The organism is Stutzerimonas stutzeri, assembly GCF_002909485.1.
Classification (GTDB): domain Bacteria; phylum Pseudomonadota; class Gammaproteobacteria; order Pseudomonadales; family Pseudomonadaceae; genus Stutzerimonas; species Stutzerimonas stutzeri_AH.
The window spans coordinates 381,741-396,405 of the sequence record NZ_PPXG01000003.1 but is presented as its reverse complement, the minus strand read 5'-3'; the positions used below and the strand labels follow the sequence as shown (position 1 = coordinate 396,405).

The 14,665-nt window shown below is 62.7% G+C and carries 15 protein-coding genes; 9 read left to right on the top strand and 6 right to left on the bottom strand.

Annotation, left to right across the window (positions count from 1 at the left end; translation table 11 throughout):
- The first annotated feature begins 88 nt into the window (after nucleotides 1-88).
- A complete protein-coding gene (locus CXK91_RS09270) occupies nucleotides 89-1,432 on the top strand; it encodes a hemolysin family protein (RefSeq protein WP_103455865.1) in 1,344 nt (447 codons plus the stop codon).
- Nucleotides 1,433-1,632: 200 nt separating this feature from the next.
- Complete coding sequence (locus tag CXK91_RS09265) at nucleotides 1,633-2,394, top strand: outer membrane protein (RefSeq protein ID WP_103455864.1); 762 nt, start codon at nucleotides 1,633-1,635, stop codon at nucleotides 2,392-2,394.
- Nucleotides 2,395-2,451: 57 nt separating this feature from the next.
- Here the strand turns inward: CXK91_RS09265 and CXK91_RS09260 are convergent, their stop codons facing one another.
- Both CXK91_RS09260 and CXK91_RS09255 read right to left on the bottom strand, forming a co-directional pair.
- Entirely contained in the window at nucleotides 2,452-3,348 is an 897-nt protein-coding gene (locus tag CXK91_RS09260; protein ID WP_103455863.1) for a peptidoglycan DD-metalloendopeptidase family protein, read from the bottom strand.
- A gap of 144 nt (nucleotides 3,349-3,492) precedes the next feature.
- Entirely contained in the window at nucleotides 3,493-4,407 is a 915-nt protein-coding gene (locus CXK91_RS09255; protein WP_103455862.1) for a response regulator, read from the bottom strand.
- Between the two features lie 199 nt (nucleotides 4,408-4,606).
- Between CXK91_RS09255 and CXK91_RS09250 the strand changes: the two genes are divergently transcribed.
- From CXK91_RS09250 to CXK91_RS09225, 6 genes are all read left to right on the top strand, one after another.
- Nucleotides 4,607-5,419: a universal stress protein gene (locus tag CXK91_RS09250; RefSeq protein ID WP_103455861.1), complete on the top strand. Its 813-nt coding sequence runs from the start codon at nucleotides 4,607-4,609 to the stop codon at nucleotides 5,417-5,419.
- 380 nt (nucleotides 5,420-5,799) lie between these two features.
- Entirely contained in the window at nucleotides 5,800-7,005 is a 1,206-nt protein-coding gene (locus CXK91_RS09245) for an ABC transporter substrate-binding protein (protein ID WP_103455860.1), read from the top strand.
- 2 nt (nucleotides 7,006-7,007) lie between these two features.
- Nucleotides 7,008-7,808 carry an ABC transporter ATP-binding protein gene (locus CXK91_RS09240; protein WP_103455859.1) on the top strand — a complete coding sequence of 267 codons (801 nt, stop codon included), beginning with the start codon at nucleotides 7,008-7,010 and terminating at the stop codon, nucleotides 7,806-7,808.
- Entirely contained in the window at nucleotides 7,801-8,505 is a 705-nt protein-coding gene (locus CXK91_RS09235) for an ABC transporter ATP-binding protein (protein ID WP_103455858.1), read from the top strand. Before CXK91_RS09240 ends, CXK91_RS09235 begins: the two co-directional genes overlap by 8 nt.
- Nucleotides 8,505-9,392: a branched-chain amino acid ABC transporter permease gene (locus tag CXK91_RS09230; RefSeq protein ID WP_013981555.1), complete on the top strand. Its 888-nt coding sequence runs from the start codon at nucleotides 8,505-8,507 to the stop codon at nucleotides 9,390-9,392. The genes CXK91_RS09235 and CXK91_RS09230 overlap by 1 nt, the downstream gene beginning before the upstream one ends.
- Nucleotides 9,392-10,378 (top strand): branched-chain amino acid ABC transporter permease, encoded by a 987-nt coding sequence (locus tag CXK91_RS09225; protein WP_103455857.1) that lies wholly within the window; start codon nucleotides 9,392-9,394, stop codon nucleotides 10,376-10,378. Before CXK91_RS09230 ends, CXK91_RS09225 begins: the two co-directional genes overlap by 1 nt.
- A gap of 12 nt (nucleotides 10,379-10,390) precedes the next feature.
- On the opposite strand, the gene CXK91_RS09220 is transcribed toward CXK91_RS09225, so the two are convergent.
- The 4 genes from CXK91_RS09220 to CXK91_RS09205 all read right to left on the bottom strand — a co-directional run bounded on the left by CXK91_RS09220 (nucleotide 10,391) and on the right by CXK91_RS09205 (nucleotide 13,746).
- Nucleotides 10,391-11,164, bottom strand: coding sequence for a ParA family protein (locus CXK91_RS09220; protein ID WP_103455856.1), 774 nt, complete (start codon nucleotides 11,162-11,164; stop codon nucleotides 10,391-10,393).
- Nucleotides 11,165-11,251: 87 nt separating this feature from the next.
- Nucleotides 11,252-12,046 carry a thymidylate synthase gene (locus CXK91_RS09215; RefSeq protein ID WP_103455855.1) on the bottom strand — a complete coding sequence of 265 codons (795 nt, stop codon included), beginning with the start codon at nucleotides 12,044-12,046 and terminating at the stop codon, nucleotides 11,252-11,254.
- Between the two features lie 106 nt (nucleotides 12,047-12,152).
- On the bottom strand, nucleotides 12,153-12,953 hold the full coding sequence (gene lgt / locus CXK91_RS09210; protein ID WP_103455854.1) for a prolipoprotein diacylglyceryl transferase: 801 nt from the start codon (nucleotides 12,951-12,953) through the stop codon (nucleotides 12,153-12,155).
- A 10-nt stretch (nucleotides 12,954-12,963) separates the two neighbouring features.
- A complete protein-coding gene (locus CXK91_RS09205; RefSeq protein WP_103455853.1) occupies nucleotides 12,964-13,746 on the bottom strand; it encodes a sulfite exporter TauE/SafE family protein in 783 nt (260 codons plus the stop codon).
- A 161-nt stretch (nucleotides 13,747-13,907) separates the two neighbouring features.
- On the opposite strand from CXK91_RS09205, the gene CXK91_RS09200 reads away from it, so the two are divergent.
- Complete coding sequence (locus CXK91_RS09200) at nucleotides 13,908-14,663, top strand: NRDE family protein (protein WP_103455852.1); 756 nt, start codon at nucleotides 13,908-13,910, stop codon at nucleotides 14,661-14,663.
- Nucleotides 14,664-14,665 lie beyond the last annotated feature (2 nt).

Here is a 14,665-nt window from a genome sequence, read left to right as displayed (position 1 = left end):
CCATCGAGCTGAAAATTCACGGCTGATCGCTTGAAAAGCCGACTCGCCGCCGCCATTCTGTCGCGATCATAGGCCACCCGACCCGTTCATGGACCCCTCCCCCAGTTACGCCGCCACCTCCTACTTCGCCGAGTTCGGTCTGATTCTCTTTGCTTTGTTCCTCGTGCTGCTCAACGGTTTCTTCGTCGCCGCCGAGTTCGCCATGGTCAAACTGCGCGCCACCAAGGTGGAAGCGATCGCCAGCCGGCACGGCTGGCGCGGGCACATCCTGCGCACCGTTCACGCTCAGCTCGACGCCTACCTTTCGGCCTGCCAGCTGGGCATCACCCTGGCTTCGCTCGGCCTCGGCTGGGTCGGCGAGCCGGCTTTCGCGCACCTGCTCGAACCGCTGTTGGCCAGCATCGGCATCCAGTCCCAGGCGCTGGTGCACGGCATCGCTTTCTTCACCGCCTTCTTCATCATTTCCTACCTGCATATCGTGGTTGGTGAGCTGGCGCCGAAGTCCTGGGCGATCCGCAAGCCGGAGCTGCTATCGCTGTGGACGGCGGTTCCGCTGTACCTGTTCTATTGGCTGATGTATCCGGCCATCTACCTGCTCAACGCCAGTGCCAACGCCATCCTGCGCATCGCCGGCCAGGGCGAGCCCGGCGCACATCACGACCATCACTACAGCCGCGAAGAGCTAAAGCTGATCCTGCATTCCAACCGCGCCCGCGACCCCGGCAACCAGCAGATCCAGGTGCTGGCCTCGGCGGTGGAAATGAGCGAACTGGAAGTGGTCGACTGGGCCAACTCCCGCGAGGACCTGCTACAGCTCGACCACGACGCATCGCTAGCGGATGTGCTTGGAGTGATTCGCCGTCACAAGTACAGCCGGTACCCGGTGTACGACAGCATCAAGGGCGAATACGTAGGCCTGCTGCACATCAAGGACCTGCTACTGGCGTTGGCCGCCGACGACCATCTGACCGAGCACTTCTGCCTGAGCGAGCTGCTGCGTCCGCTGGAGCGGGTGTCCAAGCACATGCCATTGGCAACCCTGCTGGAGCAATTTCGCCAGGGTGGTGCGCATTTCGTGCTAGTTGAGGAAGGCGATCACAAGGTCATCGGCTTCCTGACCATGGAGGACGTGCTGGAAGTACTGGTCGGCGACATTCAGGATGAGCACCGCAAGACCGAGCGTGGCGTGCTCGCCTACCAACCAGGCAAGCTACTGGTTCGCGGCGACACGCCGCTGTTCAAACTCGAGCGCCTTCTGGGCATCGATCTCGACCACGTCGAGGCGGAGACTTTGGCCGGGCTGGTTTACGAAACCCTCAAGCGTGTACCCGATGAGGACGAGGTGCTTCAGGTCGATGGCCTGCAGATCGTCATCAAGAAAATGCGCGGGCCGAAGATCGTGTTGGCGAAAGTCCTCCGCCTTCAGGATTAAGTGACCAACGGGTCACAGGACTAAACCTGTCACTTACATTCTCGTTTACGTACTTGCTGCTAGTGCTTGATTTGCAACAAATATGACCGCCCATCGCAGAGTGCAGAATTATTTCCGGGTAGTACTGGTCCACGGGATTAGGCGGGGCGCTCTTAATCCCCGCCATCCGATTCTTATCGAATAGCGATGGAGCTACCCACATGCGCATCAATGCTTTGACCAGTACCGCAGCTTTGGCCCTTTGCCTGGCTGGCACGTCCCAGGCCTTCGCTCAGTCCGCGACCGGCCCGATTTCCACCATCGGCGTGATCGGCTCGCACAACCAGTACAAGCTGACCGTGAACGATGAAAGCGACAAGGAACGCCTGAACCAGGGTGGTCTGTACTACACCTTCGGCAACAAGCTGACCGGTCAGGAAGGCTTCATCTACCAGCTAGGCATCGAAGGCCAATACCGCGACAAGGACGACGTGGAATATCTTTCCGCTCGAGCCGACGTGGATCTCGGCCTGCGTGCAGCGCTCAGCACCAACAACTATGTCGACGTAATCGTTGGCGGCGGTTATGACTGGGGCCGCATCGAGCAAGATGACGTCGATTTCGGCCTGTTCGACGAAGACGTCAAGCTGACTACCCGTTCGCCCTTCGCCAAAGCCGGTGTCGGCTATAACTACCTGACGCCGGATTACACCGTGCGCCTGGAAGTGGGCGCTCGCTATTCCATCGAAGCCGATAGCAAACTGAAAGTTGGCGGGGAAAGCGACACCGTGGACCTCAAGGACAAGGTCAACCCTTACGGCGAGCTGAGCGTGCTATGGAACAAGGGCATCAACAACATGCCGATCAGCACCAGCCTGTACTACACCCAGACCCGCTACGAGCTCGACAGCAACAGCGAGTTCGCTGAGAACAGTAAGCTCAAGCAGGAGCAAGTTGGTCTGAAGGTAGGCCTGGCGTTCTAAGCGGCCGAAGCCCGCCCGCCTGTCGGATGAAAAAGCCAGGAAGTAGCCGGCGTGCGGCTACTCACCACCCACGGCGAAGTTCGGCAGGCTGTTGACCGGCTGCGAGAAGTCGAAGGGAATCGACTCGACAGCCAGCCCGACGTTACGCTGCACCACGAAGTGCAGGTGCGGGCCGGTGCTGTTGCCGGTGTTGCCGGAGCGCGCGATACGCGCACCGCTCTCTATCCGCTGCCCTTCGCGTACCGCTACCGACCCCTTCATCAGGTGCAGGTAAACGCCCATCGTGCCGTCGTCATGCATGATGCGCACGAAGTTGCCGGCCGGATTGTTGCCGCGCCCGCTCTGTTCGTTTTCGACCTTTACCACCATGCCACCACGCGCCGCGACGATGGGCGTGCCCTCCGGCATGGCGATATCCACCGCGTAACGCCCCTTGGGCGTGAAGTGGCTGTATTGGCCGTTAGCGCCCTGAGTCAGGCGGAACGGACCGCCGCGCCAGGGCAGCGGATATTTGTAGGGCTTGGGAATCAGACGCGGATCACCCAGCGCGTGCCGCAGCTTGGGTGTGTATTTGATTGGTTTGGACGGATCGCGCGGCGCCAGAGTCGCCAGGCGGATCTGACTGCGCGGTGGCAGTACCCAGCGGATGGGCTTGGCGGGTGCGCCGACAACGTTATCGACGTTTTCCAGCTTCAACTCGATATCAACCGGCGCGAACAGATCATTGCGCACCAGCAGCGTTTCACCGGCCGCATGCTTGCGGGTTTCCAGTTTGACCTGGGTATCGAGCTTTTCCACCATACGGTCACTGAAGACGAATACCTGCGCACCAGGCGCGGCCTGGTCGCTATAGGTAACAACCCCATTGGCGTCAGTGTATTTATAGATGGTCAGAGCCAGCACTGGCGAGGCCAGCACGGACAGCCCGAGCAACAGAAGGATTCGCCCCAGCATAACGGCATTTTCTAGTGGTTATAGTGTTGGAGCGGGAAGACTAGCAGTGGCGACAGGCCTGCGCGAGCTACCGACCGTCGGGGTGTGATGCCGGTCAGTTTGTGCGAGCCGCCAGGCGCCGAACGGTCGCCTGGCCACACCGATTCAGGCGCCTGGAACGAAGTGCCGCTGTGCTGTGCCGCGGGCGATCAGACGGGACAGGTAGTCCATTTTCTGCGGGTCGCGATCGACGAAGCGGAACGACAACTGCAGCCACTCGCTGTCGGGCTTGGGCTCGAAAGCTGCAACGGCGTGCAGATAGCCATTGAGACGGGCGACCTCACCGCCATCACCCTGTTCGAGATCGAGCACCGCACTTTCCAGCACCTGAGGCAGCTGCTCGCCACGCTTGACCACCAGCAGTGCCTCTTTGAGGCTCAGCGCCTTGATCACGCAAGAGATACTGCCGTTGGCCAGGCGCAATTGGCCCTGCCCACGACCGGACGCAGCGCCGGGCGGACTGCTCGCAGGCGCAGCCGACTGCTGGATAAGCGGTGACGCCTTGGCCGCTGCACTCGCAGAAGAAGCGGCGGGACGCACCACCTCCGCTTTGCCGCCAGTCAGCGCGGCGAGCGAATCATTGGCCATGCCGGTTGCCATGCTTCTGTTCGGGGCACTGGCGGCCAGCGCATCCAGCTTGCCGGCACGCCCGAGAGCCTTGCGAACCTTGCTGGTGAGCTGTTCATTGGAAAACGGTTTGCCGACAAAGTCCGACACCCCGGCCTGAATGGCCTGCACCACGTTCTCCTTGTCTCCACGGCTGGTCACCATGATGAAGGGCGTGGTCTTCAGCGAATCCTGGGCACGACACCAGGTCAGCAGTTCCAGCCCCGACATTTCCGGCATCTCCCAATCGCAGAGAATCAGGTCGAAGCGCTCGCGGCCGAGCATCTGCTGGGCCTTGCGCCCATTTACCGCATCCTCGATGTGAATGCCGGGAAAGTGACTACGGAGCGCCTTCTTCACCAGATCACGGATAAAGGGCGCGTCATCCACTACCAGCACACTGACCTTGCTCATCCTTAACTCCTGCTCGAATGCCGGCAAGCATAGCTGCAGGATCGAATCGACAAAAGCGCGAGTCGCCTTTGCCGGCAAAGTTGTTGCGCGCGATCAACACCGCACTTGCAGATCAGATTTGCCGAAGGCCACGGCCCGGCGGGACAGCAACACGCTGGCGCGGCATACTCGCAGCTTTGCCAGCTTCGCGAGGCCGCCCATGTTTCAGCAAAATCGGGTTCAGCACATTCTTGTCGCCCACGATCTCAGCCCGGACGCCGACCTGGCCTTGCGTCGCGCGGCCCAGCTGGCGCACCAGACCGGCGCCCGCATCAGCCTGCTGTATGTGCTCGACGAGCGCGCCTCCGCAGCCGATGAACAGGATGCACGGGCCCTGCTGCAGGAACGCCTGCAACGCAATGGACTCAGCCACATCGAGCCCTGGATTCGCCGCGGCCCGCCAGTGGAGGAGATACTCACGCAGGCCCAGGGCCTGGAGGCCGATTTGCTGGTGCTGGGCCAACACCACAGGGGCTCAAGCCAAGGGTTCGCTGGCACCACGCTGGAACGCATCATGCTCGAAAGCCCGGCGCCCTTACTGCTGGCAACCGCGCCGGCGGACACCCCATATAAGCGGGCCATGGCTGCCCTGGACTTTTCCCGCTGCGCTACACGCGCCATGCAGTACGCCTGGGAGCTTTTAGGCGACGGCGCTCAATTGCGTGCACTGCATGTGCATGAGATGGCTGAAGTGCATGGCCCCGATTACGAAGGCCTTGCGTTACAACAGGAGCTATTCGATCAACTGATCGAAGACATTCAGAGCCAGCTTCCCAGGACCGGCGCGCAGCTGAGCCATAGCCTGCTTCAAGGCGAACGCAGCAACTGCCTGGAAGCTGCCATCAGCGATCTGCAACCGCAGCTGCTGGCCCTCGGCAGCCACAGCCGCGGGGAGCTGAGCAGTGCCTTGTTAGGTAGCCTGGCGCGGCAGTTCCTCGACCATCCGCCCTGCGACATCCTGATCGCACGCTAAGCCCGTTCCCGTGCCTGCCCGTATTGCGCAGGCAGGCGTGCAACAAGCTGCGCGCCACCTCCAAGTTGCGTCCCTGCAAACCCCTGCTACGTTTAGAGCCAGAACAACAATAAGAAGAAGACGCCTATGTGCCTCGCTTCGACTCGTTTCTGGTTTCGCACTTCAGCAGCCAACCCTCTCACCTTCCATGACGACGTGGTGCCCCGCGCACCCTTTAGTTCGCCGTACAGACCTCAATGCCAAGCCGCTGCATTCAGCCAGCCAGCGATACTCGGCATTGCGTGCCTGACCGCCCGCCCCGCTTTCCCCTAACCCGCCCATACGGATCGCTTCGCATGGGGCGAGCCCGTATGCCGAGCACACCGTGCAAGGAGATACGCATGAAGCTATCAGCAATCGCAGCGGCAACTCTGACGGCAGCGGTCGCCGTCCCCGCCTCGGCCGAGATATCCGACGGCAAGGTGAAGATCGGCATTCTCAACGACCAATCCGGCGTGTATGCCGACTTCGGCGGCAAGTGGTCGTTCGAGGCGGCGAAGATGGCCGCCGAGGATTTCGGCGGAAAGGTGCTCGACGCCCCCATCGAGATCGTCACCGCCGACCACCAGAACAAGCCGGACATCGCCTCCAACATCTCGCGGCAGTGGTACGACCGCGAGCAGGTCGACGCCATCATGGAACTGACGACCTCCTCGGTGGCGCTGGCAGTGCAGGGCATCTCCAAGAGCAAGAAGAAGATCAACCTGGTGACCGGCGCCGCCACCACCGAACTGACCGGCAAGCAGTGCTCGCCCTATGGCTTCCACTGGGCCTACGACACCCATGCGCTGGCGGTCGGCACCGGCGGTGCACTGGTGTCCCAGGGCGGCGACAGCTGGTATTTCCTCACTGCCGACTACGCCTTCGGCTATTCCCTGGAGGAGCAGACCGGAAAATTCGTCAAATCCAAGGGCGGCGAGATCAAGGGGGCGGTGCGTCACCCGCTGGCCAGTACCGATTACTCATCGTTCCTGCTGCAAGCGCAATCCTCTGGAGCCAAGGTCATCGGCCTGGCCAACGCCGGCCTGGACACCGCCAACAGCATCAAGCAGGCCGCCGAATTCGGCATCGTCGCCAGCGGACAACGCCTTGCCGCCTTGCTGTTCACCCTTGCCGAGGTGCATGGCCTGGGGCTAGACGCCGCCCAGGGATTGACCCTCACCGAAAGCTTCTACTGGGATCGCGACGACCAGTCGCGCGAATTCGGCGAACGCTTTTTCAAGCGCACCGGCCGTATGCCGAACATGGTCCACGCCGGCACCTATTCCGGCGTCATGCAGTATCTCAAGGCGATCGAGAAGGCGGGCACTGACGCCACCGAGCCAGTGGCCAAGGCGATGCACGAGATGCCGGTGGACGACGTTTTCGCACGCAACGCCAAGGTCGGCGCCAACGGCCGGCTGATCAGCGATGTCTACCTGATGGAAGTGAAGAAGCCTGAAGAAAGCAAGCGCGCCTGGGACTACTACAAGGTGCTGGCCACCGTGCCAGGCGACGAGGCCTACATCAAGCCGGCCGATAGCGGCTGCGAACTGGTCGGGCAGTGAGCATGGCGGCTGCACAAGGCATCATCGGCAGCGGGTCGGACGCCGACGCGGACACACCGGTCATGCTCTCGGCGCGCGGCCTGCGCAAGGAGTTCGGCGGGTTCGTGGCGGTCAACAACGTCGATCTGGACGTGCGCCATGCCCAGGTGCATGCCCTGATCGGCCCCAACGGCGCGGGCAAGACCACGGTGTTCAACCTGCTGACCAAGTTTCTGCAGCCCACCAGCGGAACCATCCGCCTGCTCGACCACGACATCACCCGCACCGACCCGGCCAAGGTGGCGCGCATGGGCCTGGTGCGCTCGTTCCAGATTTCCGCGGTATTCCCGCACCTCTCCGTGCTGGACAACGTGCGCGTCGCCCTGCAGCGTCCAGGCGGGCTGGCGACGCAATTCTGGCTGCCGATGCGCTCGCTCAACCGCCTCAACGAGCGCGCCATGCAGCTGATCGAGTCGGTCGGCTTGGCCGACAAGCGCAACGAGCTGGCGGCCGATCTCTCCTACGGGCGCAAGCGCGTGCTGGAGATCGCCACCACCCTGGCGCTGGAGCCCAAGGTGCTGCTGCTCGACGAACCCATGGCCGGCATGGGCCACGAGGACGTGCACGTGGTGGCCGAGATCATCCGCGAGGTGGCCACCCAGCGTGCGGTGCTGATGGTCGAGCACAACCTCAAGGTGGTCGCTGACCTCTGCCATCAGGTGACGGTGCTGCAGCGCGGCGAAATCCTGACCTCCGGCGACTACCGCACGGTCAGCCAGGACGAGCGCGTACGCGTGGCCTACATGGGGACCGACGATGACTGAACCCTTGCTCAGCGTGCGCGACCTCAACGCCTGGTACGGCGAAAGCCATGCCCTGCACGGCATCGACCTCGACGTGCACCAGGGCGAAACGGTGACCCTGCTCGGCCGCAACGGCGTGGGCAAGACCACTGCGCTGCGCTCGATCGTCGGCATCATCCGCAAGCGCAGCGGCAGCATCCGCTTCGACGGCAAGGACATGCTGCGCGTACCGCTGCACCGCACCGCCCGCCACGGCATCGGCTACGTTCCGGAGGAACGCGGCATCTTTTCCACCCTCACCGTCGAGGAAAACCTCACCCTGCCACCGGTGATCGCCAAAGGCGGCATGACCCTGGCGGAGATCTACCAGCTGTTCCCCAACCTCGAAGAACGCCGCAAGAGCCCCGGCACCAAGCTCTCTGGTGGCGAGCAGCAGATGCTGGCGATGGCGCGCATCCTGCGCACCGGCGCCAAGTTGCTGTTGCTCGACGAGCCCACCGAAGGCCTGGCACCGGTGATCATCCAGCGCATCGGCGAGGTGCTGCAGACGCTCAAGCAGCGCGGCATGACCATCCTGCTGGTCGAGCAGAACTTCCGCTTCGCCAGCAAGGTGGCCGACCGCTTCTACGTGGTCGACCACGGCAAGGTCATCGACACCTTTGACATCGCCGATCTGCCCGCCCGCATGACCATGCTCAACGAAGCCCTGGGGGTCTGATGACGACGATTTTCGATGTACCGATCCAGGCCTTTCTCGGCCAGCTGCTGATTGGCCTGATCAACGGCTCGTTCTACGCCATGCTCAGCCTGGGCCTGGCGATCATCTTCGGCATGCTGAAGATCATCAACTTCGCCCACGGCGCGCAGTACATGATCGGCGCCTTCGCCGGCTATCTGTTGCTGGCGACGCTCGGCATCGGCTACTGGCCGGCGCTGATCCTCGCGCCGATCATCGTCGGCCTGTGCAGTGCAGTGATCGAGCGCCTGGCGCTATCGCGGCTGTACAACCTCGACCACCTCTACAGCCTGCTCTTCACCTTCGGCCTGGCGCTCGCCCTGGAAGGCGCGTTCCGCTACTTCTACGGCTCCTCCGGGCAGCCCTACGCCGTGCCCAAGGAGCTGGCCGGTGGCTACAACCTGGGCTTCATGTTCCTGCCCAAGTACCGCGCCTGGGTGGTGCTGGCCTCCCTGGTGATCTGCATCGCCAGCTGGCTGCTGATCGAGAAGACCAAGCTCGGCGCCTACCTGCGTGCCGCCACGGAAAACCCTACGCTGGTACGCACCTTCGGTATCAACGTGCCGCTGCTGCTGACCTTCACCTATGGTATGGGCGCGGCGCTGGCCGGCCTGGCCGGCATGCTCGCCGCGCCGATCTACCAGGTCAGCCCGCTGATGGGCTCGAACCTGATCATCGTGGTGTTCGCCGTGGTCGTTGTCGGCGGCATGGGCTCGATTCTCGGCGCCATCATCACCGGCTACATGCTGGGCATTCTCGAGGGCCTGACCAAGGTGTTCTATCCGGAGGCTTCCAACATCGTGATCTTCGTGATCATGGCAATCGTACTGTTGGTGCGCCCAGCTGGCCTGATGGGGAGGGACGCCTGATGAACAGCCAGCTAAGTGTCACACCGACCACCAAACGCCCGCTGCTGCGCCTGGAAGCCGCGCTGATCCTGATCGGCGTGGTCGCGCTGGCGCTGGCGCCGTTCTACTTCTATCCGATCCTCCTGATGAAGGTGCTGTGTTTCGCCCTCTTCGCCTGCGCCTTCAACCTGCTGCTCGGCTACACCGGTATTCTCTCCTTCGGCCACGCGGCGTTCTTCGGTGGCGCTGCCTATTTCACGGCCCATGCGGTCAAGGAGTGGGGGCTATCGCCGGAGTTGGGCATTCTGGTCGGCGTCGCCGGGGCGGCGTTTCTCGGGCTGATAATCGGCTTTCTGGCGATTCGCCGGCAGGGCATCTATTCGACGATGATCACCCTGGCGCTGTCGCAGATGTTCTTTTTCTTCTGCCTGCAGGCTTCGTTCACCCATGGCGAAGATGGCATCCAGAACATCCCACGCGGGCACCTGTTCGGCCTGATCGATCTTGAAGAGCCGCTGTACATGTACTTCTTCGTGCTCGCGGTGTTTCTCGCCGGCATGCTGCTGATCTGGCGTGTCATTCACTCGCCGTACGGCATGATCCTGCGCTCGATCCGCGAGAACGAGAACCGCGCCATCTCGCTGGGCTATTCGGTGTCGCGTTACAAGCTCGGCGCCTTCGTCATGTCCGCCGCGCTAGCAGGGCTGGCCGGCGGGCTGAAGGCACTGGTGTTCCAGTTCGCCACGCTGACCGACGTCAGCTGGCAGATGTCCGGTGAGGTGGTGCTGATGACCTTGCTCGGCGGCATTGGCACCCTGGTCGGGCCGGTGTTCGGCGCAGCGCTGGTGACCACGCTGGGTAATTACTTCGCCACCTCGGAGCTGCCGGTCACGCTGGTCACCGGCATCATCTTCATGGTCTGTGTACTGGTGTTCCGCCGAGGAATGATCGGCGAGTTCTATGCCTCCCGGCTGGGCAAGAAGCTGCAGCGGCGCCCCGAGGACTGAAGCCGAACCGACTCAGCCGTTCGCCTCGAGCAGCTCGTGCAGTTCGACGAACTGCTGGCTCAGCTTGTGCCGCGGGTCCAGGTACACCAGCGGCATGCAGGCCTGGTGCGACTCGCGCATTTTCACCGAACTCATCAGGTAGACCGGCAGCACCGGAAGCCCCTCGCTCAGCAGTTCATCGATCATCTGCTGCGGCAGCGCGGCACGCGGCTGGAACTGATTGACCACGATGCCCTCGACCTCGAGCGTCTCGTTGTGGTCTTCCTTCATCTCCTCGATCTCGTCGAGCAGGCTATACAGCGCCTGGCGGGAAAAGCTGTCGCAGTCGAAGGGAATCAGGCAGCGATCAGCTGCGATAAGCGCAGAGACCGTATAAAAATTCAGCGCAGGCGGGGTGTCCAGATATATCCGGTCGTAGTCTTCGGCGAGTCCTTCGAGCAGTTTGCGCAGTTTGTTGATCTTGTGCTTGGCCTCCAGCTTGGGCTGCAGGTCGGCCAGTTCGGCCGTGGCGCTGATCAGGTGCAGATTATCGAAGGCTGTTTCGATGATCGGCGGACGCGCCTTCTTACCAGCCGTGCCGCCGGCGAGGATCTGCTTGAAGAAGTCGGCAATGCCGGTGGGAATATCATCGCCGGTCAGCCCTGTCAGGTAATGCGTGGAGTTGGCCTGGGCGTCCAGATCCACCAGCAGCGTGCGGTAGCCCTGCGAAGCACTGACCGCCGCCAGGTTGCAGGCGATGCTCGACTTGCCGACACCGCCCTTCTGATTGAACACGACCCTGCGCATGACTCGATCCTCGAAAAACCCTGAGCGGTCGAGTCTATACGGCAAATGTGACACTCAGGTTGTTCACAACGGCAAACCCGACCAAAGTCAGACGGCGACCGGGGCCTTGATGTGCGGATGCGCCTCGTAGCCGACCAGTTCGAAGTCCTCGAAGCGGAAAGCGAACAGGTCCTTCACGTCCGGGTTGAGCTTCATGGTCGGCAGCGGCAGCGGCTCGCGGGTCAGCTGCAGGTCGGCCTGCTCCAGGTGATTGGCGTACAGATGGCAGTCGCCGCCGCTCCAGATGAACTCGCCCGGTTGCAGGTCGCAGACCTGCGCCACCATCAGCGTCAGCAGCGCATAGCTGGCGATGTTGAAAGGCACGCCAAGGAAGAGATCGGCCGAGCGCTGGTACAGCTGGCAGCTGAGTTTGCCGTCGGCAACGTAGAACTGGAACAGCGCATGACAAGGCGGCAACGCCATCTGCTCGACCAGGGCCGGGTTCCAGGCCGAAACGATCAGCCGGCGTGAATCCGGGTTCTTCTTGATCATCGCCAGCAGGTTGGCGATCTGATCGATCGATTCACCGTTTGGCGCCGGCCACGACCGCCACTGGTAGCCGTACACCGGCCCCAGCTCACCATTCTCGTCGGCCCACTCATCCCAGATGCGTACGCCGTTCTCTTTCAGGTACTTGATGTTGGTGTCGCCCTGAAGGAACCACAGCAGCTCGTGGATGATGGACTTGAGGTGGCACTTCTTGGTGGTGACCAGCGGAAAGCCTTGGGCCAGATCGAAACGCATCTGATGGCCGAACACGCTGTAGGTGCCAGTGCCGGTGCGGTCGGTCTTGAAGGTGCCGTGGTCGCGCACGTGGCGCATCAGGTCGAGATACTGTTTCATCGATTGACTCGAAGCAGGCGCCGAAGCGCGGTGAAAAGGCTGCGCGAATAGTAAAAGGCATGCGCCCCGCTTGTCGCCCTCGTGGCGACAGGCAGGGCAACGAAAATCAGGCCGGAGCCCGACCCGCGTCGCGGCGATAGCCCCAGGCGATCATTGCCAAGCCGAGCAACACCATCGGCACACAGAGCACCTGCCCCATGGTCAGCCAACCGAAGGCCAGATAACCCAGCTGCGCATCCGGCACGCGGACAAACTCGACGATGAAGCGGAAGATGCCGTAGCACACCGCGAACAGTCCGGAGACCGCCATGGTCGGCCGCGGCTTGCGCGAATACAGCCAGAGGATGACGAACAGCGCGACGCCTTCCAGAGCAAACTGGTAGAGCTGCGACGGGTGCCGCGCCAGCTGCTGCGGATCGGTCGGGAAGACCATCGCCCAGGGCGTGTCAGTGGCCTTGCCCCACAGCTCGGCATTGATGAAGTTGCCGATGCGCCCTGCGCCCAAGCCGATCGGCACGAACGGCGCGATGAAGTCCATCAGCTCGAAGAAGCTCTTGCCGTTGCGCCGGGCGAATATCCAGCTGCACAGCAGCACGCCAATCAATCCGCCGTGGAAGGACATACCGCCCTTCCACACCTGCAGGATCAGGCTCGGGTCATTGATATAGGCAGCCAGATCGTAGAACAGCACATAACCCAGGCGCCCACCGACGATCACGCCCATGGCCACCCAGAACACCAGGTCGGACAGCTTGTCCTTGGGCCATTCGGGTGCGAAGCGCTGCACCCGCAGCGAAGCTAGCCACCAGGCGCCGCCGATGCCGATCAGGTACATCAGGCCGTACCAGTGAATCTGCAAGGGACCGATGGCGATGGCCACCGGATCGATCTGCGGATAGGGCAGCATCCGTTACTCCTCAAACCAGAAAATTTATGCCGACGCTCAGCAGCAACAGAGCGAACAGCCGTTTCAGAACCTTTGCCGACAAGCGATGCGCCAGCTTCGCACCTAGCCTGGCGGAGAACATGCTGGTCGCGGCGATGCCGAGCATGGCGGGCAGATAGACGAAACCCAAGCTCCAGTCCGGCAGCTGCGCCTCATGCCAACCAACCACCATGAAACTCAACGCCCCGGCGACGGCAATTGGCAGGCCGCACGCCGCCGAAGTCGCCACTGCCTGCTGCATCGGCACGCTGCGCCAGGTCAGATAGGGCACCGACAGCGAGCCGCCGCCAATCCCGAATATGGCCGACGCCCAGCCGATCACCACTCCAACCAACGATAGCTCTGGCCGCCCAGGCGCCTGACCGGTGGCTTTGGGGCGCAGGTCAAAGCCCATCTGCACGGCCATCGCCAAGGCGAACACACCAATGATCTTCTGCAGCATGGGCCCCTGGATCGCCGCGGCGGTCAGGCTGCCAAGCGCTGCGCCAAGGAGAATACCGAAGGTCATCCACAGCACCATCGGCCAGCGCACCGCGCCCTTGCGGTGGTGGGTGAGAATCGAATTGACCGAAGTAAATACAATAGTGGCCAGCGACGTCCCTACCGCCAGATGGGTGAGGATCTCCTGGGAAAAACCCTGGGCGCTAAAGCTGAACACCAGCACCGGCACGATGATCAGCCCGCCGCCCACGCCGAACAGGCCGGCCAGCACCCCAGCGAATCCGCCCAGCAGCAGATACAGCAGAAACTCCATGCGCCCCATCCTGGCGAAACAAAGCGGCATGTTAGCGGAAAACGCGCGCAGCACGCTCGCGCGGGATGATCACTGCGCGTTATATGCGACCCGTCCAACGGTGGCTCACGGCTCTCGCACGACTGTACCCTTGCGGGTCCGGACCGTTCATTAGGTGTCACATGTGCCTGATCGTTTTCGCCTGGCGCCCCGGCCACTCGCAACCACTGGTAGTGGCCGCCAACCGCGATGAATTCCACGCCCGTCCCAGCCTGCCATTGGGCTGCTGGGAAGATGCGCCCTGGATCGTTGGCGGGCGCGACCTGCAGGCCGGCGGTACATGGATGGGCATCACCACCAGCGGACGCTTCGCTGCCCTGACCAATATCCGCGCCCCCGGCCAGCCGACCGGCCTACGTTCGCGCGGCGAGCTGCCGGAGCACTTCCTGCGCGCAGATCTGCAACCAGCGGACTACCTCGCCGAGATGGCCGAGCGCCGGGGCGACTATGCCGGTTTCAACCTGCTGGTCGGCGACCACCAGGCCCTGTGGCATTTCAACTCCCAGAGCGGTTTGGCAACGGTACTGGAGGCTGGCGTCTACGGTTTGTCCAATGCCGGCCTGGACACGCCTTGGCCCAAGCTGAAGAAGGCCCGCGCAGCACTGGTCGGCGAGCTCGACAAGCCGAACCCCGAGCGGCTGCTGGCGCTACTCGCCGACCCTCAGCCGGCGGCCGAGCATGAGTTGCCACAGACCGGCGTTCCGCTCGCATGGGAACGCAGGCTGTCGAGCATTTTCATCATAAGCCCCGAATACGGCACGCGCGCCAGTACAGCGCTTATCCGCCATGCTGACGGCGCACTGGACATTCTGGAGCGTAGCTTTGGCCCGGACGGGCCATCAGGCGAGGTGCGCTACCACCACCCGCCGCGTGACTGATG